Here is a 17,150-nt window from a genome sequence, read left to right on the forward strand (position 1 = left end):
CGTGATGTCTTCTTCTCTACCATAGGGCTCATCCTCCGAGAGTTTTACTCTCCGGTAAAACCGGGGCAGTTCACAGACGTGCCCGATCTACGGATCGTCGATGACGCCCTCTGACAGGCGACAAAGGCGCGACAGAGCGTCATCGCCGAGAAATACGTCAACGTCACCGAGGCTGTTCGCGCCCACCACAAGCGCAACCGTCTCAACGGCACCCGTCGCCCGAAATCCCTGCTCTCTGGTCTGCTGTTCTGCGGTCAGTGCGGCGGCCCATACACGCTGCGGGGTTCCGACCGTTTCGCCTGCTCCAGCCATGTGACGAATGGCTCCTGCACCAATAGTCGGACGATCCCCCGCCCCGACTTGGAACGTCGCGTGCTCTCCGGTCTGAAGGACCGGATGATGGCGCCGGAGATCGCGGCCGAGGCGATGCGTGCCTATGCCGAGGAGACCAATCGTCTCAATCGCGAGCGTCGGTCCAATACCGATGTCTGGCAGGTGGAACAGGTGAAGGTCGAGAAGCAGATCCAGGGCATCATCGAAGCCATCAAGGAAGGGATGTTCCATCCCAGCATGAAGGCGGAGATGGATACGCTCGAAGCCCGTAAAGCCGAACTGGCGTCGCTACTCTCCGACGTTCCCGACGACGTGCCGGACCTGCTGCCAAGTGCTTCGGCAGTCTATGCCCGCAAGGTCGGCCGCCTGACCGACTCCCTCAACCGCCCCGAGGAACGGCTGGAAGCCGCTGAGGCACTTCGGGCGCTGATCGAGAAGGTCGTGCTGACGCCCGGCCCGAACCGGGGCGAGATCGACGCGATGCTGTATGGAGAATTGGGCATGATCCTGAGCTGGATCGAGCGGCAAGCCATTGGAAAGGTTGAAAAAAGAAACACTCCCGGAGCGATGCTCACAGGAGTGTCGGTATCGGTGGTTGCGGGGGCAGGATTGCTTCTCAAATTGCGACAATCGCAAGGTGAGAATAAAGCGGGTTTAGATAATTGTTTTGAAAAGATTTTTTCTGCGCTCGCTTGATCTTTCCCCAATCATAGCGCCTCCTATCTCCTAGGAGTAGGACAACTCCCATTCAACGCCATGACCGTTGTCGCGAACTGATCCCAACGGTTCAGATCGGTTCGTATCCACCACCCTCTCGTTCGTACGTCCGCTTTAGGCGATCACCAAAGACGATTGACGGCGAAGTTATCAAACAAAGCCTCGTTGGAGATCAGCGTCATACCCTCGGCCTGCGCCTGGGCAATCAGGAAACGGTCAAACGGGTCTTTATGAGTAATGTTCATCTCGCCCGCGATGCGAGCATGAGTAACGCTGATTGGCAGCTCAATAAACTCCTGCCCAGCAACAATAGCCTCAAAATCCTGCGCCAGCAGGGCCGCCCCCGGCAGTTTACCGATGCGGAACTTGGTTGCGATCTCCATAGCCGACGCTGCGCTCACGGCTATGACATTATCTTCATCCGCTATGGCTTCCTGGGCGCGACGACTTAAATGTTCGTCGCCCGCCAGCCACCAGATCAACGCATGTGTATCAAGCAGTAGCCTCAAGCGAGATTCCACCCGTCCAGTTCGTCGTCGGGCAGTGTCTCATTGAAGGTCTTATCCAGGGTGATCTTGCCTTTAAGCGCCCCAAACACGCGACGACCCTGCGGTTCCACCGGCACAAGGCGCACGACGGGTACAGAACCACGCGCAATCACCACATCACCACCCGCAAGCGCTTCGGCAATCAGGCGAGACAGGTTGGTTTTGGCATCGTGAACCGAAAACTGGGCCATGAGATATCTCCTTAGCTAACTATATAGCTAAGACACCTTCCGTCGGCAAGAGTCGTCTTCCATTCTGACCACGTTATTACGCGCCTTCGTCCGTTGGAGACCCGTAATCCAGGCGAATACAATTAAGATAAAGCTACCATCCGAATGCTCCGAATCTCCCTCTATCCAATTCACCAATTCCCTCCCATAAGTCCTGCGCCGGACAATTATGGCTCCGTATCCGTTGTACTGGCTAAAACATTTCGGAAGGGAGTCAAACGCTCCGCTAGATAGAGACGGTGCATCCGCCGCAATTCGTCAGGCGCGCCTGGCGTCGTGGGCGCGTCCTTCGCCAGCATGCCGCGCAACACTTTCATAGTGTTTAGAACGACCGCAGCAATATCTCTCGATAGTGCGTCCTCCAACCCTGGCGCACAGACACGCAACGCTGCAGCAATTCCGACTATGGCATGTCCCCGTGCACGTTCGCGGATCTCCATGCTGTCAGTCCGTGCCTCCATCAGAGCAGACAGGGATTTCACACGAGGATGAAGCGTGACAAGCAGTTCGATGAGAACGTCCGCCAGAGCGTCCGGCGAGAGCATGGCTGCACGTTTGGCGAGTGCCGCGTATTCGTCTTCCAGAACAGCGATATGCCGCTTCACCAAAGCGTCCGCCACAGCCTCCTTGTTCGGAAAGAAGCGATAGAGCGAGCCGATCTTCGCCGCCGCGCGCGCGGCGATCTCCGCCATGGTTGTCGCCTCGTACCCTCGTTCCGCCATGAGGTCGGACGCGGCCTCCAGTAACTCCTCGACGCGCTGACGCCCAGCCGCGCGCATCGGCTGAAGAGACGTCCGTTTACCTCTTGACGAACTTGAGTCCATAATCAAATAATGCTCCTGCTTGAGTGTATACTCAACTTACTAACGTTTCCGCGTGTTCCGGACAACAGTTCGGGATGGCCGTCGAACGTCAACAGGGAAGGTCTTGCCATGATTTCACTCCCAGCCACCAGGACGGCCCTCGTCCTGATCGATCTCCAGAAGGGCATCACGGGGCTTCCCCTGGCTCCGACACCGGGGGCTGCGATTGTTGAGCGATCGAAAGAGCTTGCAACGCGTTTTCGGGCTGCCGGCGCACCGGTCATTCTGGTAAACGTTGCGTTCGCGCCAGATTTCGCCGATGCCGTGCATTCGGTCGTCGATCGCTCCTTTTCGCCGCCTGGCGGCCTCGCGCCGGACTGGGCCGAACTGGTTGACGGACTTGCCGAACCGACCGATCTGCGCGTCACGAAACGGCAATGGGGTGCCTTCTACGGCACGGATCTCGACCTTCAGTTGCGGCGGCGTGGCATCACCACCATCGTGCTCGGCGGAATCGCCACCAATCTGGGTGTGGAATCCACCGCCCGGGCGGCGCATGAGCATGGATATAATGTCGTGCTTGCAGACGATCTCATGTCCACCTTCACGGACGAGATGCAGCGCTTTGCCTGCGAGGAGATTTTTCCTCGCCTCGGCCGTGTGACGACGAGCGAAGCGATCACGCTGGATGCGTAAACGCATGGCGGATGTCTGCGCGTCTCGCGGTTCCCGGCGAGATCATTCATGAACGCCGGAACGTCGTCGCCAGCCTCAGGCCCGGATCAACTGCCTTCAGGTACATGGAAAATCGTGAGCGTCGCGGCGATCGGATCTTTCATGGCGCAACTGGACGCCACGATCGTCAATGTGTCGCTCCCCGATCTCGTCGCGACCCTGCACGCGCCTTTTTCACACATTCAGTGGGTGGTCAGCGGCTATTTGCTGGCGCTCGCCCTGACGTTGCCGCTGAATGGATGGCTCGTGAGTCGCCTCGGGGGGCGAGCGGTCTATTTATGGTGCTTCGGTGCCTTCACGCTGACATCAGGCCTGTGCGCGCTGGCGTGGTCTGCGCTGTCCCTAATCGTATTCCGTCTGCTGCAAGGCATGGCGGGCGGCCTGCTTGCCCCTATGGCGCAGATGACGGTTGCCCGTGTGGCGGGCCGTCAGATGCCGAGGGTCGCGAGCGCGATGACGGCGCCTGTTCTGCTCGCGCCGCTTCTTGGACCCGTCGTCGCCGGTGCCATTCTCTCCATCGCGTCTTGGCGATGGATCTTTCTTCTCAATGTGCCGGTCGGGCTTGCGGCTTTTGCCCTTGCCGTTCTGTTTCTCCCTGACGATCGGCATGACGAGCGCCCCCGTCCACTTGACCTGACAGGGCTAGGATTTCTCGCGCCCGCTCTCGTCTCGTTTCTCTACGGCATGGATCATGTCGCCCGGCCTTATGGACAGGCGACGTTGGGTGCGTCCATCGGGCTGTTCGTCCTGTATGTTCGATCCGCGCGATGCAAGGGCGCTGACGCGCTGATCGACCTGCGCCTGCTGCGTGCACCCACCTTTTCGGTGTCGGCGATCATCATGTTTCTGACGAACGGGGTGTCGTTCGCGGGTCAGATGCTTCTGCCGGTATGGCTGATCCACGCCTGCGGTGTCTCGCCCGAGCGGACAGGCCTGTTCATGGCACCCCTGGGTCTGGGGATGATGTGCGTCTATCCGTTCATTGGCCGTCTGAGCGAGCGGTTTGACGCACGCGACTTGACTGGTTGCGGGGCTCTTTTGTCCTTTGTCGGAACAGTGATCTTGATGATGCTCGCCTATAGCGGCCTAAACGTTGCCCTGCTGACCATAGCATTGTTATTGCGTGGCGGCGGCGGGGGGGCCGTCGGCATTCCGGCAATGAGCGCGGGATACGCTTCGATCGCCCGCGAGGATATCCCGATGGCGACGACCGCGCTGAACATCATGCAAAGGATTGGCGGGCCGACATTGATTACAGCATGCGCCACATTCCTTGGGTGGCAGCTTGCGACGGTCGGCCCGTCCCATGCCGGGTCGGAAGCTTATGCCGAAACATTTGCATTGCTCGCGTTATTCCATGGCACTCTGTTGCTCGCCACGCGTTTTATCAAGCCTTCGGAAAAGAAACGCCGGTTCGGACCGAACTGAAACTATCGGGCATTGATACTCACCTGAGTGAATAAAAGTCACTCAGGCAAGCTTGAGCGCGTCGGTAATCTGAAAGCAAGGACGCGACGGATTGCCATCATGGCCATGGCGAGAAAGCTCCTGATTGCGTTGTGGCGCTATGTGGAGGCTGGACCGATGCCGGAGGGTCTCGCATTCGGCACGGGAACGACCGCGGGATAGATAGACAGAATTGCCGCGGGCCGATCAGTCGCTGGCTGCGATACGGGGAACGCGACCGTCTTCTTCTTTGGTTGCGCTGTGCTACCGCGTTTCAGCCATCCCGCGCGCCCGAACTGAACCCGGTTGATAATGGCTGGCAGTTCCTACGCGCCAACTGGCTGTTCGATACCGTCTTCGACGGTATCCGGGCATATCATCTATGCTGCCAGACCAGCCTGGAACAATCTCACTGCCGTGCCGGGGACCATCCGATCCATCCGTCTCACAACGTGGGCTTACATAGGTGCGTCTCTATAATCTTTGGCATTAACGGCGTCCTACACAAAAGAATTCACCAGCGCCGCCACCAGCCTCTTCGCCAGATGTAGCCGCGCGGAGTCCAGAACCAGCGGCCCGGCTCCCAGACATAGCCTCGGCGTGGCAAGGGCACCATTTCGTAGGGTGGCACCGATGGTGGGGGGCGAATGATCGTGATGGGAGGCGGTGTAATCACGACAGGCGGAGGTGGCGGCGCGACCACGACTGGTGGTGGAACGACAACTGGTGGTCCAGCATAAATCCACGGCCTGGCCTCCGCCGGAGCCGCACTCAGCATGGTCGCGGCGAAAGCCACGGCCAGAAACTTCCATCTGACGCTATCAGGCATTGTTCTGGTCCACTCTGAACACGCGATGATGCTTTATAGCATGATGCTCGTGAAATGGGCATCGGTCCGTCTCACTCGCGAAGACGCGCAGGCAATGAAGACGCGAACGATAGAGGACGCCCAAACCTGCCCTTCTGCATTTTTGATGCCTCTTGACACCATGCATGGAGTTCCCAGATTGAATTTGCCGACCGCCGAAGGGGTCGGCAGACAGAACTATCAGTTTTGATCTTGTGTCCATGTTGCTCAAAGGAGGATATGGCTATGAGAGCCACCGTTGATTTTGCTCCCCTGTTCCGTTCGAGCGTGGGCTTTGACAGAATGCTCAATGCCCTTGATCTCGCCGGTCGAATTCCGACGGCCGATAACTGGCCACCTTACGATATCATCAAGACCGGTGAGGATGATTACCGCATCGACATGGCGGTTGCCGGACTTGCCGAGAACGACCTAGCGATCACCCAGGAGCGCAATACTCTTGTCGTGACAGGACGAAAGGCACCGGAGCCGCAAAGCGCCGCCGAATATCTCCATCGGGGTATTGCGGGCAGAGAATTCGAACGCCGCTTCGATCTGGCCGAGCATATGAAAGTCACCGATGCGCACTTCGAGAACGGACTTCTGTCCATTACCCTGAAACGTGAGATACCCGAAGCGATGAAGCCGCGTCGTATCGCGATTACGTCCTCTACGACACGCGCGGAGGAAGCCGTGCCCCAGATCGAGGCGCGGAAAGAGGCAGCCTGATGGCGTGACGAAACCTCTCCCCCGGCCATTCATCCGGCCGGGGGAGAGTCTCGAAAGGTCATGAGCATGAAGAGGATGAAAATATTTCTGCCGTGCGCTGCTCTGGGCTTGTCTCTACTGGGCCAGTCGGACGCACATGCTGCTGATCTTGCACGGGCGGCTGCAACATCGTTCGATGCGAGGGCGACTGAGGGAACGTCCACAATCCCCAAAACCGGAGCTCGCGCTCATTACGAAGACGGCACAGGTGATATGCTGGTCGACAGCTTGAACGCAAGCCAGTTGGATCAGAATTACAAGGGGCCGGTCTATTATCCCGGACAACCCATTCCGCCGTTCCGGCCCATCGACACAGATCATCTGGCGCCGTCAGGGCCAGAGACGACGAAGAACACGCCCTCATCGCACGGGACGTAATGGGGCTTTGAGTAAAGGCGGCGTTAGAGACCGCCTTTACCTCGATTCTTCAGGATGAAGACCGTTCAGGCTCACAGCGGGCCGCAGGATTATCTTCGAGAGGCGCCTGTTCCCTGGCGTCGCGCGCGACACGCGCATCCTGCTCGCGAACCAGCCAGTAGACGATGCCCAGAGCCAGAACAGCCGCCGAGAGAGCGAACAGTTCCACGGCAGTCACATCATGCAGATCCAGCAGGATGAATTTGCGGGCAATCGCCAGGAGAGCGATCAGGACGATGGTCCGCACCCGGATGACGTTCTCATGCTGGGCAAGAACGACCAGCAGGGAGTGTTTGAACTCAAGAGCGATGATAACAGTAAAGATCGCGCCGAAAATCGCCTGGAAGATCGTCTGGTTAATCGGATCGATTCCGACATCGACGACCAGATGCCATACCGCGCCGATCAGATGAATCGTCGCGATGGCGGTGACCAGCATGATGAGCGCAATCAGGGTCAGAATGATCGCCTGTTCAAAACGCTCGTAGAATGTCAGGCCCCTGAACAGCTTGATGAGGCGGGACCAGTCCCTGCTCTGCCAGGAACGTTTCATGGAGCGGTCTTCCATAGCCGTTTTCCCATCTATTAATTGCGTTATAGTTCCCACGTCCTGGGTCTGGTTTTTCTTTTAGCGATGGAGAATGTCCCCATGCAGGACACGTTACGGATCATGGGCGCTCACCGCCCGTTCGAACCGCCTCCGCTTCCTTCTCGGGAGAAGGAACAGCGCCCGCGTCCGGCGCCTGACGAAGAGGAGCCGCCAATTGACCCGGACAAGGAAGGACTGGTCGAACCGCTCGATCCCTCGGATGTGGATGCGGACCCCCATGCGGATTGAATCAGTCTCCGGAAGGGCTTGTGGCCCTCCCGGCGCACATCCAGGTCAGAGCCGGTGTCAGCTGGGTTTCGAGGGCTCCCAACGACCAGCCCAGGGCCTTGGCCATGTGCGTGCGGTCAGCGACAGGCAGGAGTTTTCGGACCACGGCGACGGTCGTTGGTTCCGGGTCTGACGCGGTTCTCCAGCGAGAAACCCGATCGTAAACCCGGTGGTCAGCCGCCCGACGCATGAGGCCGTCATATCCCCGGTCTTTTTCCTCGTCGCCAAGATAGTCGGTCAGCAGGGCCGCCAGTTTTGTGCCGATCTGAACGGTCGGAAGCGACATAATTCTGTTCGGCCTGTCCGTGTGAAGAGTCATGATGCAGTCCTCAGGCCGGCGCGCGTGTCGCCCGATGTCAGAGCCGTCGCATCCAGAGGGCCGACACTCAAGCCCGAAACAGTGGCAGTGACGTCGACATGCACGGACCCGAACAGATGCAGGAGGGCTGCCTGAGGCGTATAGGCGCCCTTGACGGCTGCCGAGGTCCGGCCGTCCATAAGGGGCGGGTCGACAAGGACCGGGCACCCGGTCTGCCGGCCCAACATCTCGATGGCGCGGGCCAGTGGCATGGATGGAATGTTCACCGGCTGCTTTTCTGTCTCGCACGACAGCATAGCCTGCGGCGCATGAGCCGATGCCGGCGAGGCCATTCCGACCAGCAGCATGAGGACGAGACCGACAGCGACGTGTGGTCTCTCCCTCTGCCGAAGGCGCCGAGGTTGCTTGGCACTCTGTTCCGCTCGCTCCGTCTCTCCCGCGGAGTGTGACCAAACTGACCGCGTTGTCCCCAGTGAACGGGGCACGGGAGGATGGTTATTCCAATAGTCCTGAAGCGCCTTCAGGTTGAGAAAATGGATAAAACTCGACATCTCCCTGTTCTCGCTGCTTTCGACTTCACCTTCAGAGACGCGGGGCCTCCGATAGAAGGCCCCGCTCCACCCTCTCGTTCCTGCGGTCGTTCCAGAGAAGACGGCGTTTCCGCTCGGAGAAGGCGTTTCTGATCCGCCCGGCGCGTTCGGTGCCTTACGCCGCGACCGGAACTGGCGGTGAGGCTCTTGCCCGCAGGTGGAGACGGAACGCGAGATCAGAAGCCAGGGGATCACACCCGGCAGGGGCTACCGCGCCCGCCTGGACCAGACGTTCCAGTGTGGCGCGAAGTCTGATCCCCGGTATGCCGGTATGGGCCACCAGAGACGTCAGCGTCACGCCACGTCCGTCGTGACCGAGGCGGCGGAGCATGGAGAGGACACGCGGAGCCAGCGGATCGTCTCCGAAAAGGGGGTGCGTTACCATGATACGCCTCCCTCCAGTCGGTTGCGCCATCTCCGGGCGGCTGTGCGCAGGGAGCGGCGATAGCGGGAATAAAGTCCTTTCAGTGTCGACATCCACATCCTCCGATTAAAGCAACATGGACTTCAGTTGTCTGGCTCACAGAGCCTATGCCGGACCCGATGGCGTCCAGCGAAAGCAAGATTGGAAGAGATGCATGCCTCGTCAAGGGGGCACGAAATGCAGATTCTTTTTCACGAATAATTTTATTCTTTGTATTTGTGTTTATTTTCTGTAGCGGTATTGCGGACAGAAATTACATGGGTTTGTTGATTTCGACCCTGCGCCGAACATGCCCTCAACTGGACATTATTGATGGGGTGGGATTGATCTGCTCCCGATGGTTGAACCGCCGGAAGGTAGGTTTCCAGCGAGATTTCGCTGTAACGGGCTGGATTTGTCACCGGTAATATGCAGCGAAGTCGGCGTTCTGTGGCTTGTCGCCCCATATGGACGGACGCGTTGTACAACACGTCCGCCCCCACAGCAGCCTTGGATATCGGCCCCTGGCCCCGGAAACAGCTACACTGCCATGGCTGGAATTTGGTGTTGAGAGCGCACCACTCAGCTGATCTTGCCGAGCCATACCCGCCATGTCCGAGACGTTCGCCTTTCTAACAATCAGACGGAAGAAACTAACCGCGGCTTTCGATGGGGGCCACCTCTCCGCCCCGTCGGCAGGCCTTCCCAGACCATCACAGGATCAAACCACACCGTCAGCGATCCGCGCTTTTTCAGGGACGCGTTGTAGGAACACCAGTTCGTCGTACGGTAGCGGGTGGGCTTCGACTTGCTCATGACACCCAGCTACCAGACTGGTTTCACGCCGTGAATCCGCTTCGACACCATTTGTGCAACAAAGCCATACGAGACGCCAAAGCGCTCCTCAATTACCTGCTTCAGATCAACGCGGCGCCAGCGGACCACGCCGTCCCGGTTTCGGTCAGGGCCTGTCATGATCAATGCCGAGAGTTCCGCCTGTTGATCCCCCGTCAGGCGGCAGACAGAGCCGTTTCGCCATTGATCCCACAGGCCATCTGGCCCCAAAGCATTGAACCGGTGTACCCAGTCCCGCAGGGTCTGCCGGTCCATGCCACCAATCCGTGCCGCGTCCCCTCGGCTGACACCGTCCCGCACCGCAGCCAGTGACAAAAGGCGCCGTGCAACATTCGCCTCCCGTGCACGAGAGGCAAGCCGCCGAAGCGCCTCAGCAGTATAATCCGTCCGCAATGCAATCGCACCAGCCATCTCCGATCCTCCCTCACAAGACAGAATCAGAATAGGCCGGACACGTCACTTCACAGATGAGTCACACATAATAGCCGTTGGTATAATGTCCAGACAGACCACTATCACTCCCAACCACCGCCGAGCGCCTGGAACAGATCAATCTGCCGATCAACAAGTTCGATCCGGGCGGATGACAGGCGTGCCTGCGCGTCGGCGTAATTTGCTTGCGCGTTAAGGACGTCGAGGAATGGCGTGCGGCCGAAGCGTTGCAGTGTTTCGGCATCGGCGCTCGCCTTGCCAGCGGAGTTCGCCGCCCGCTCCAGGTCTCCCAGACGCTCACGTGTTTGCATGTAGACAGACAGGGCGGTCTCAGTCTGTTTTAATGCGAGTAGAATCGTTTCATCAAACGTGCCAAGCGCAGCACGGCCTTCTGCGCCGGCTTGCGCAATATGCGCGCGCGCCAAGACCCGATTAGGGAACGACCACGAGACCAATGGACCGACGCTCAAACCAAACGACGACAACGTCAGGGCGTGAGTGATCGACGTGGTGCTCCCCACCGAGCCGCCAAGGCTGACCTGGGGATAGAGATCGGCTTCGGCGACGCCGATGCCGGCTGTCGCTGCGGCGAAAAGGCGTTCTGCCTTTCTGATGTCGGGGCGACGCCTCAATAGCGCGGCTCCGTCGCCAACCGGCAGCGGCAGGGCAAGCGACGGGATAGTAGTGCATGCCTCCAGATCGCGCGGATAGTCCGATGGAATGCGCCCCATGACGGCGGCCAATGCGAATAACGCTGTTTTCTGATCAGCGAGGATGTCTGGAATGGCTGCTTTGCTGGCGAATGTTGCCGTCCGCGCGCGTTCACTATCAAAGCGCGTGCCGCGTCCCTCGCTGGCCATACGCAACGCGACATCAAGTGTCGCGCGTTGCACTGCCACAACGTGTCTCGCGGCGGCCAGCGCTACGCCATCAGCACAAACGCGAGCATAATTACGCGTGACAGTGGCAGCTACGATCACACGCACTTGGTCGCGTGCTGCCTGCGCCGCCTCTGACTGGTCGCGAGCCTCTTCGATTGCGCGACGGATGCCTCCCGCCAGATCGAGAGGATAACTGACGTTCATACCCAACGCGTAGCTGAAAGGCGCTGGCAGAAACCGGGTCGGACCTCCGATCCGCGAGCCAATAGTTTGCCCACTGAGATCCGTGGTTACGGTGCGTGCTGCCTCTGCTTCGCGTACAAGCGCGTCAGCTCTCCCGAGATTGGCCTCTGCGGTGCGAAGATCAGTATTTGCAGTCAGTGCCTCGGCGACGAAGGCGTCGAGCCGGGCATCCTTATAAAGACGCCACCAATGCGGTGGCAGCGGCGCCGAGACCACGCCATCGTTCTTGTTGCCAAGCAGCGCTTGCGTCGCTCCAGGGCGATTGGCCATGGCCACCTCGGGAATACGATAATCCGGTCCAGTAACGCAGCCCGTCATCAGAAGCGCCATACACAGGGCGAAAACAGATCTCACAGGCGCCTCCCAGCCACGCTCAAGGATGTAGAGGGCAGGATTTCCACCGTCGCTGTTCGTCCTGCGATCAGCTTCGTGCCCGCTGGTACGCGGTCTATGTGCAGACGGACAGGAATGCGTTGAGCGAGCCGCACCCATGAGAATGTTGGCGCGACTTTGGGCAGAAGATTTCCGGTGTTGTCGCGCTGGTCGTCGGCGATTGCGGCGGCAATACTCTCGACATGACCGACGATATCGGCATCGTCTCCCATCAGATGGATGCGCGCGCGATCGCCGATGGAGACACTGCGCAGTTTGGTTTCTTCGAAATACCCTTCCACGCGCAACGTCTCGGCGTCCACGAGTGCCATGGCTTGGACGCCAACGGCCAGATAATCACCAGGATGAAGGTCGAGATTGGTGACGGTGCCCCCGACTGTTGCACGGATTTCAGTGCGCTGCATGTCGATCTGGGCCACGTCCCGGTCAGCGAGTGCGCGCGTCAGCGCTGCCTCCGCCGTCCGGACCTTTGCGATGTTCTGCTCGTGAGCCTCCGTCGCGACGAGATCGCGTAAGGCCAAGTCGCGTCGTTCCTCCTTGCGCGCCAGATCGAGTTGCGCCCTTGCCTCCGTTATGGCGGCTTCTGCACGTCCGAGCGCCGCGGCCCGACGCGGTCGATCAAGGACGATCAGGAGTTGTCCAGGGCGCACCACCTGATTGTCATGGACCAGAACCTGAGTGATGAGACCGCCAATATCGGTCGAAACCCGTACGACGTCAGTCCGTACGTGGCCATCACGGGTCCAGGGCGTGCGCTGATTGCTTTCCCACAGATGGAGCGCGACGGCAGCGGCGATGACGACGAGCCCAAGTGTCAAGGCATGGCGGCCCAGAAAGGTGAGGAGGAATTTCATGGGAAGGATCCGATGGTGGAGAGACCCTGCGCGAGCAGGCTGAACAGAATGGTGAAGACGGCAAGTTCGACGAGCGGCCGGATAGAAAACACTCTCCACGCGCCGAGGACGGTGAGCAGACGTAGCAACGCAACGGTGGTTACCAAGGCGATGAAGGCGCCTCCCAACAAGCCGGGAACAAAGACGCCACTGATGCAGAGGTCCGGAATCATGCTCTGGCCTCGCTGTTTTGGACGGAAGAAAGCGCGAAACGCAGGTCGATGAGTGGATCAAGCAGGTGACGGTGCGCGCCCGTTCCGACGACAATGCGCGCGATCAGCTCTTCAACCTGCGTATTCAGTTCGTCGACCGATGGTGAACCTCTGTCGAAATGGTGCGCGAGATCGAGCAGCAGCACCTGGATGGCACTGAGGGGCTCACTTTCCAACTGGTCGAATTGCTCGCGAAGACGGCTCACTGCGTGACCGATGCGAAGGTCACGCACAATCATGTCGATCGTCTCCGTTGTCGGCCGCGCCGAAAGACTTAGACGGGGTCGCAGCAGGGCGATGCGATCGATTGTCAGATTGGTCCAGACGGCTTTGGCGGAAACCCTGCTTCGGACGCGATAGGCCGCGTCTCGGCGGCCGAGCCTTAGCAACCGGTTGATCGCAGTATCTGGGGAGACGGTCTGGAACAACGTCATAGTTGCCGCTCCGAAGCTGACCCCTATTAACAGCGCGATGCTACTATTGATGGCCTCAGCGAAGTCTCCGCCATAAACAGGACCCAACCCGACGAGGATCGGGACAGTCAGCGTGATGCCAAGCGCCATGAAGGCGGTCGACGGCCGAGCCTGCAACGATCCTCCGAATAGAAGCGCCGGTGCGAGGACCGCGATCAACACCCAGAACTCGAAGACACGCGGCAGGACGGTAAAGCTGTAGATCAGGCTGATCGCGATACCATAGACCGAGCCAAGCATGTATTTTCGGACATACGGCACCGGTGCGTCCACATTGCCGAACAGGGCACAGGTGACACCCAATACCGATACGGCCAGCCCTCCATCGGGCCATGCAGACCAAATCCAAAAAAAGCAGCCGAGGAGGATCCCCAAAGCGGCACCCAGACCTGCCCGCGCCGCCATCATCGGATCGCGGTGGAAGATATAGCCCGTCGTTTTCTCAGAGCCCTGAAATGACTCTGTTGCGCTGGCTTCGGCGCCGAGCCGTTCGATATCGTGAAGGAAACCGACGAGCTCGGCGAGATGACGGGCTATGTTGGCGACAAGGCCATCGATCAAGGTGGCGTCATCGGCATGGTCGAGCGAACGGGCATTCTGGAACAATCTGTGCGCTTCTGTTCCGCGATCATTCGGCGTGTCCAGAGTGATCCATCTGCGAACTCTGTACAAAAACTGCGCTAGCTCCTCAGGCATTCCAGGCGCATGAATGAGGGAAATCCGTTCCTCAACATCGGCAAGGAGCAACAACAGGTGAGCCAGACGATCATGTAAAGGGCGCAACGTTAAGCGGCTTAGACGTGTGGTAATCGGATCATAAGGAAGGTGTGTCGCCAGTCCTCTGAGCGCGAGCAGGTCCAGAGCCATTCGGTAGCGATCATCGCGGCATGAGCTTTCCGAGACATTGTTCAATACGTCGCAGGCCAGTTTTCGGGCATCATGCAGCGTTGCTGTCAGCTTGGCCTGAAACTGGCCGGTCATCGGTCGGGGGACCACATAGCGATGGATCACCACAGCACACAGAATGCCCAGTGCGATCTCCTGTACGCGCACGATGGCGGTGTCGAAGACTGCGGCAGGCGCCGCAACAGCAGGAAAGCCGATCAGGCTGGTTGTGTAGCCGGACAGCACGAAGGCATAAGAGCGCGGCGTGCGGTCGAGTAGCGACAGAAACAGACCGAGACCGATCCATCCTGCGAGCACCGCACTGCACACCACTGGCTCGTTGGCGAAGGTCGGAACGATTGTGACGGTCGCGAGCGCCCCGGCCAGAGTGCCCATCAGACGGTAGAGACCACGACTGAGCGAGGCGCCCCCCGTGGGTTGCGACACGAGATAAACGGTGACGATCGCCCAGGCAGGGCGCGGCAATCCAATGCGAAGCGCTATGAAATAAGCCAGCATCGCGGCAGCGAAACTCTTGGCGGAAAAGAGCAGTGCTTCACCGTCCGCCCTGAGGGTTGGGTTACGAAGCTGGGCGATGAGTTGCGGCAGAATCAACGCGGGTCTGATCCACCCGTCCTGCCAGAAGGGCCTGAATGTCATGCCTTGTTGATAATAAGTTGCAACAACTGGGTAAATTAGGTATCCAGACAATCAATCACTGAAAGCTGCCAATCCGATGTCGTACCGCTCCTCAGCTATCGCTTCCGTGGACCCGGACACTTCAGATGCAACCGCAATCGCCCACAGGCTCGATTTTGCTGATCATGCATCCGAAGTGCCGACGCACATCCATCGAAAAGGACAGCTGATTCTGGCATCTTATGGCGCCGTCACCTGCACCGCCGCTCAAAACGTATGGATCGTTCCCCCGAACTGCGGGATCTGGATTCCGGGCGGGGTGCCGCATAGTGCCCGGGCGACTGCGAACGCCCGGGTCGATTATCTCTTCGTTGAAAGTGGTGCGAGTAGCCTCCCCGATCATTGCTGTGCGCTGGAGATCACGCCGATGATCCGAACGATGATTGATCGTCTGGCTGCTGAGCCGAAAGATTATCTTCCAGATAGTCATGCCGCCCGACTGGCGCGCGTAATGCTCGACGAATTGGCCGACATGCCACGACAGGGTCTTAACCTGCCCGTATCAGAGCATACCAAAATTCGTGCCATTGCTGATGCGCTGACAGCCAGGCCATCAGATCGCAGTACAGTGGCCGACTGGGCGCAACGTGTTGCGATGAGCGAACGATCTCTGGCCAGACTGATGGTTCAGGAAACCGGGTTAACATTTGGTCGGTGGCGACAACAGCTTCATCTTGTCGTCGCGCTCCGTGAACTGGCGAGTGGCACGAGCGTGCAGCGGGTTGCGGCCATACTCGGTTATGAGTCCGTCAATGCGTTTATTACGATGTTTCGAAAGGCTGTTGGCAGTACGCCCTCGCGGTATTTGCCTAGTGCAAACGGTCGCGAGCACTTTTCCTGATCGAAGGAGAACTGAATTTTGACCAGGTTGCCAGTCATACCTTGGATTTGCCCAAGAAAAGACCGCATTTACCACCCAAAACCATAAAGGCTTGTCTTTTGAGTCAAAAAAACAGGCCTAAAGAAGCCTCTTTGATAGTTCCTCGATCCCGTCACCCATCCATCTATTAAGGATGCTTTGGCGGACTGATATCGGATATTCTGTTGTTCTCAGTTCAGGAGTAGAATCATGTTCACCCACGTGATGATTGGCAGCAATGACCTCGAACGGGCGAGAGCTTTCTATGACGCAACATTTGCCGCCTTAGTGTCCGTCCAAGATCATCTTGAATCATTGGAATCGTTTGTGATTCCCTGTCAGCGCGCCCGATTCGCAGGAGTTGCTGATGTGGACCGCCGAGAACCGCGCCCGATATGACCGGAGCCAGCTTCGCTATCCAAGCGATCTGACGGACGAGGAATGGTCGCTGATCCAACCCCTGATCCCGGCTGCCCGGCGTGGCGGCAACAAGCGGACAGTGGATATACGGGAGGTCATGAATGGCCTGATGTATGTTCTTGGAACGGGTTGCCAGTGGCGCGCGATCCCGAAAGACCTCCCGCCGCGCAGCACGGTGAATTACTATTTTTGCCGCTGGCAGCATGACGGAACACTCGACCGTCTGCATCATGCGCTCTACGTCCTGTGTCGGGAGCAGGCGGACCGTGAGGCCAGTCCGACAGCGGCGATCATCGACAGCCAGAGCGTCAAGAGTGCTGAAAAAGGGGGCGGCGCATCGATCCGTCCGGTTTTGACGCCGGCAAGAGGATCAAGGGCAAGAAGCGGCATGTCCTCGTCGATACGCAGGGCCTGTTGATGGAGGCAACGGTCCACGCGGCCGATATCCAGGATCGTGATGGCGGTGTCATGCTGATGGCGACATTGTTCGGACTGTATCCGTTCCTTCTGAAACTTTACGCCGACGCGGGCTATCAGGGAGCAAAGTTTCACCAGGGACTGGCTCAAGTCTGCCGTTCTATGAATGTCGAGATCGTACGGCGCTGTGACGTCGGAAAATTCGTGGTATTGCCCAAGCGCTGGATCGTGGAACGCACCATCGCCTGGTTGAACCGCTGCCGACGCTTGAGCAAGGATTGGGAGTGCCTCAATCGCAATGCACTCGCTTTCCTCCGATGGGCGTCAGTTCGATTGATGCTCAGAAAGATCTGTAATTAAAAACAATGATCTTGGACGGACACTTAGAGGGCGTCCCTGGCGAAATGGATTCCAGAGGTCGTCTCATCTACAGACACAATGGGGGACGGTTGATG

Annotated in this window: 19 protein-coding genes and 5 pseudogenes; 11 read left to right on the top strand and 13 right to left on the bottom strand. The window is 58.8% G+C overall.

The features are described 5' to 3' along the window. Positions 1-276 precede the first annotated feature (276 nt). Both HK20_RS13190 and HK20_RS08680 read left to right on the top strand, forming a co-directional pair. Positions 277-327 (top strand): annotated as a pseudogene (locus HK20_RS13190) (hypothetical protein); the annotation flags it as partial. A gap of 45 nt (positions 328-372) precedes the next feature. Then, positions 373-1,029 carry a DNA resolvase gene (locus tag HK20_RS08680; RefSeq protein WP_233129145.1) on the top strand — a complete coding sequence of 219 codons (657 nt, stop codon included), beginning with the start codon at positions 373-375 and terminating at the stop codon, positions 1,027-1,029. Positions 1,030-1,172: 143 nt separating this feature from the next. Here HK20_RS08680 and HK20_RS08685 read toward each other — a convergent pair whose 3' ends face one another. The 3 genes from HK20_RS08685 to HK20_RS08695 form a co-directional block, all read right to left on the bottom strand. Continuing rightward, the gene (locus HK20_RS08685) at positions 1,173-1,559 is read right to left on the bottom strand and encodes a type II toxin-antitoxin system VapC family toxin (protein WP_086646689.1); all 387 of its coding nucleotides are present in this window, start codon (positions 1,557-1,559) and stop codon (positions 1,173-1,175) included. Next, positions 1,556-1,789, bottom strand: a complete 234-nt coding sequence (locus HK20_RS08690) for a type II toxin-antitoxin system Phd/YefM family antitoxin (RefSeq protein WP_086646690.1) — start codon at positions 1,787-1,789, stop codon at positions 1,556-1,558. Before HK20_RS08690 ends, HK20_RS08685 begins: the two co-directional genes overlap by 4 nt. Before the next feature lie 206 nt (positions 1,790-1,995). Further along, positions 1,996-2,652: a TetR/AcrR family transcriptional regulator gene (locus tag HK20_RS08695; RefSeq protein ID WP_086646691.1), complete on the bottom strand. Its 657-nt coding sequence runs from the start codon at positions 2,650-2,652 to the stop codon at positions 1,996-1,998. 108 nt (positions 2,653-2,760) lie between these two features. On the opposite strand from HK20_RS08695, the gene HK20_RS08700 reads away from it, so the two are divergent. From HK20_RS08700 to HK20_RS08710, 4 genes and pseudogenes are all read left to right on the top strand, one after another. Then, positions 2,761-3,327: a hydrolase gene (locus HK20_RS08700; protein WP_086646728.1), complete on the top strand. Its 567-nt coding sequence runs from the start codon at positions 2,761-2,763 to the stop codon at positions 3,325-3,327. Positions 3,328-3,375: 48 nt separating this feature from the next. Then, complete coding sequence (locus HK20_RS08705; RefSeq protein WP_086646692.1) at positions 3,376-4,794, top strand: DHA2 family efflux MFS transporter permease subunit; 1,419 nt, start codon at positions 3,376-3,378, stop codon at positions 4,792-4,794. A 54-nt stretch (positions 4,795-4,848) separates the two neighbouring features. Next, positions 4,849-4,995, top strand: a pseudogene (locus HK20_RS12820) (IS110 family transposase); the annotation flags it as partial. A gap of 53 nt (positions 4,996-5,048) precedes the next feature. Beyond that, a pseudogene (locus tag HK20_RS08710) lies at positions 5,049-5,292 on the top strand (IS630 family transposase); the annotation flags it as partial. Positions 5,293-5,326: 34 nt separating this feature from the next. Here the strand turns inward: HK20_RS08710 and HK20_RS13350 are convergent. Beyond that, the gene (locus tag HK20_RS13350) at positions 5,327-5,641 is read right to left on the bottom strand and encodes a YXWGXW repeat-containing protein (protein ID WP_143296477.1); all 315 of its coding nucleotides are present in this window, start codon (positions 5,639-5,641) and stop codon (positions 5,327-5,329) included. Between HK20_RS13350 and HK20_RS08720 the strand changes: the two genes are divergently transcribed. Beyond that, a complete protein-coding gene (locus HK20_RS08720) occupies positions 5,589-5,870 on the top strand; it encodes a hypothetical protein (RefSeq protein ID WP_086646694.1) in 282 nt (93 codons plus the stop codon). The genes HK20_RS13350 and HK20_RS08720 overlap by 53 nt on opposite strands. Before the next feature lie 35 nt (positions 5,871-5,905). Further along, on the top strand, positions 5,906-6,388 hold the full coding sequence (locus HK20_RS08725; protein ID WP_075624222.1) for an Hsp20 family protein: 483 nt from the start codon (positions 5,906-5,908) through the stop codon (positions 6,386-6,388). Positions 6,389-6,854: 466 nt separating this feature from the next. Here HK20_RS08725 and HK20_RS08735 read toward each other — a convergent pair whose 3' ends face one another. After that, on the bottom strand, positions 6,855-7,412 hold the full coding sequence (locus HK20_RS08735; protein ID WP_086646729.1) for a phosphate-starvation-inducible PsiE family protein: 558 nt from the start codon (positions 7,410-7,412) through the stop codon (positions 6,855-6,857). A gap of 81 nt (positions 7,413-7,493) precedes the next feature. On the opposite strand from HK20_RS08735, the gene HK20_RS08740 reads away from it, so the two are divergent. Next, positions 7,494-7,682, top strand: a complete 189-nt coding sequence (locus HK20_RS08740) for a hypothetical protein (RefSeq protein ID WP_075624223.1) — start codon at positions 7,494-7,496, stop codon at positions 7,680-7,682. Between the two features lies 1 nt (position 7,683). On the opposite strand, the gene HK20_RS08745 is transcribed toward HK20_RS08740, so the two are convergent. The 8 genes and pseudogenes from HK20_RS08745 to HK20_RS08780 form a co-directional block, all read right to left on the bottom strand. Next, positions 7,684-8,040 carry a hypothetical protein gene (locus tag HK20_RS08745; protein WP_086646696.1) on the bottom strand — a complete coding sequence of 119 codons (357 nt, stop codon included), beginning with the start codon at positions 8,038-8,040 and terminating at the stop codon, positions 7,684-7,686. Next, on the bottom strand, positions 8,037-8,387 hold the full coding sequence (locus HK20_RS13195) for a hypothetical protein (RefSeq protein WP_225198914.1): 351 nt from the start codon (positions 8,385-8,387) through the stop codon (positions 8,037-8,039). The genes HK20_RS08745 and HK20_RS13195 overlap by 4 nt, the downstream gene beginning before the upstream one ends. 1,324 nt (positions 8,388-9,711) lie before the next feature. Further along, positions 9,712-9,849: pseudogene (locus HK20_RS13100) on the bottom strand (IS5/IS1182 family transposase); the annotation flags it as partial. A gap of 66 nt (positions 9,850-9,915) precedes the next feature. Further along, positions 9,916-10,299: pseudogene (locus HK20_RS08760) on the bottom strand (transposase); the annotation flags it as partial. 104 nt (positions 10,300-10,403) lie between these two features. Continuing rightward, positions 10,404-11,798: an efflux transporter outer membrane subunit gene (locus HK20_RS08765; RefSeq protein WP_225198913.1), complete on the bottom strand. Its 1,395-nt coding sequence runs from the start codon at positions 11,796-11,798 to the stop codon at positions 10,404-10,406. Continuing rightward, the gene (locus tag HK20_RS08770) at positions 11,795-12,691 is read right to left on the bottom strand and encodes an HlyD family secretion protein (RefSeq protein ID WP_086646699.1); all 897 of its coding nucleotides are present in this window, start codon (positions 12,689-12,691) and stop codon (positions 11,795-11,797) included. Before HK20_RS08770 ends, HK20_RS08765 begins: the two co-directional genes overlap by 4 nt. Next, the gene (locus HK20_RS08775; RefSeq protein WP_086646700.1) at positions 12,688-12,903 is read right to left on the bottom strand and encodes a DUF1656 domain-containing protein; all 216 of its coding nucleotides are present in this window, start codon (positions 12,901-12,903) and stop codon (positions 12,688-12,690) included. The genes HK20_RS08770 and HK20_RS08775 overlap by 4 nt, the downstream gene beginning before the upstream one ends. Beyond that, positions 12,900-14,960 (bottom strand): FUSC family protein, encoded by a 2,061-nt coding sequence (locus HK20_RS08780; protein ID WP_225198912.1) that lies wholly within the window; start codon positions 14,958-14,960, stop codon positions 12,900-12,902. Before HK20_RS08780 ends, HK20_RS08775 begins: the two co-directional genes overlap by 4 nt. A gap of 76 nt (positions 14,961-15,036) precedes the next feature. On the opposite strand from HK20_RS08780, the gene HK20_RS08785 reads away from it, so the two are divergent. Further along, positions 15,037-15,840 (top strand): helix-turn-helix domain-containing protein, encoded by an 804-nt coding sequence (locus tag HK20_RS08785; RefSeq protein WP_086646701.1) that lies wholly within the window; start codon positions 15,037-15,039, stop codon positions 15,838-15,840. Positions 15,841-16,225: 385 nt separating this feature from the next. Continuing rightward, positions 16,226-17,055, top strand: a protein-coding gene (locus HK20_RS13355; RefSeq protein WP_143296479.1) for an IS5 family transposase whose coding sequence is annotated in 2 segments (ribosomal slippage) — positions 16,226-16,613 and positions 16,613-17,055 — 831 coding nt in all. Because the reading frame shifts where the segments join, the coding sequence is not laid out codon by codon here. The last annotated feature ends 95 nt before the right edge of the window (positions 17,056-17,150 follow it).

Source organism: Acetobacter sp. DsW_54, assembly GCF_002153575.1.
Classification (GTDB): Bacteria; Pseudomonadota; Alphaproteobacteria; order Acetobacterales; family Acetobacteraceae; genus Acetobacter; species Acetobacter fabarum.

What these genes read in the sequence shown, in the direction of transcription:
- HK20_RS08695 (WP_086646691.1), bottom strand. Translation starts at nt 2,652, where the DNA reads ATGGACTCAAGTTCGTCAAGAGGTAAACGGACGTCTCTTCAGCCGATG.
- HK20_RS08775 (WP_086646700.1), bottom strand. Translation starts at nt 12,903, where the DNA reads ATGATTCCGGACCTCTGCATCAGTGGCGTCTTTGTTCCCGGCTTGTTG.
- HK20_RS08770 (WP_086646699.1), bottom strand. Translation starts at nt 12,691, where the DNA reads ATGAAATTCCTCCTCACCTTTCTGGGCCGCCATGCCTTGACACTTGGG.
- HK20_RS08740 (WP_075624223.1), top strand. Translation starts at nt 7,494, where the DNA reads ATGCAGGACACGTTACGGATCATGGGCGCTCACCGCCCGTTCGAACCG.
- HK20_RS08705 (WP_086646692.1), top strand. Translation starts at nt 3,376, where the DNA reads ATGAACGCCGGAACGTCGTCGCCAGCCTCAGGCCCGGATCAACTGCCT.
- HK20_RS13350 (WP_143296477.1), bottom strand. Translation starts at nt 5,641, where the DNA reads ATGCCTGATAGCGTCAGATGGAAGTTTCTGGCCGTGGCTTTCGCCGCG.
- HK20_RS13195 (WP_225198914.1), bottom strand. Translation starts at nt 8,387, where the DNA reads ATGCTGCTGGTCGGAATGGCCTCGCCGGCATCGGCTCATGCGCCGCAG.
- HK20_RS08725 (WP_075624222.1), top strand. Translation starts at nt 5,906, where the DNA reads ATGAGAGCCACCGTTGATTTTGCTCCCCTGTTCCGTTCGAGCGTGGGC.
- HK20_RS08745 (WP_086646696.1), bottom strand. Translation starts at nt 8,040, where the DNA reads ATGACTCTTCACACGGACAGGCCGAACAGAATTATGTCGCTTCCGACC.
- HK20_RS08780 (WP_225198912.1), bottom strand. Translation starts at nt 14,960, where the DNA reads ATGACATTCAGGCCCTTCTGGCAGGACGGGTGGATCAGACCCGCGTTG.
- HK20_RS08700 (WP_086646728.1), top strand. Translation starts at nt 2,761, where the DNA reads ATGATTTCACTCCCAGCCACCAGGACGGCCCTCGTCCTGATCGATCTC.
- HK20_RS08690 (WP_086646690.1), bottom strand. Translation starts at nt 1,789, where the DNA reads ATGGCCCAGTTTTCGGTTCACGATGCCAAAACCAACCTGTCTCGCCTG.
- HK20_RS08720 (WP_086646694.1), top strand. Translation starts at nt 5,589, where the DNA reads ATGGTCGCGGCGAAAGCCACGGCCAGAAACTTCCATCTGACGCTATCA.
- HK20_RS08735 (WP_086646729.1), bottom strand. Translation starts at nt 7,412, where the DNA reads ATGGAAGACCGCTCCATGAAACGTTCCTGGCAGAGCAGGGACTGGTCC.
- HK20_RS08785 (WP_086646701.1), top strand. Translation starts at nt 15,037, where the DNA reads ATGTCGTACCGCTCCTCAGCTATCGCTTCCGTGGACCCGGACACTTCA.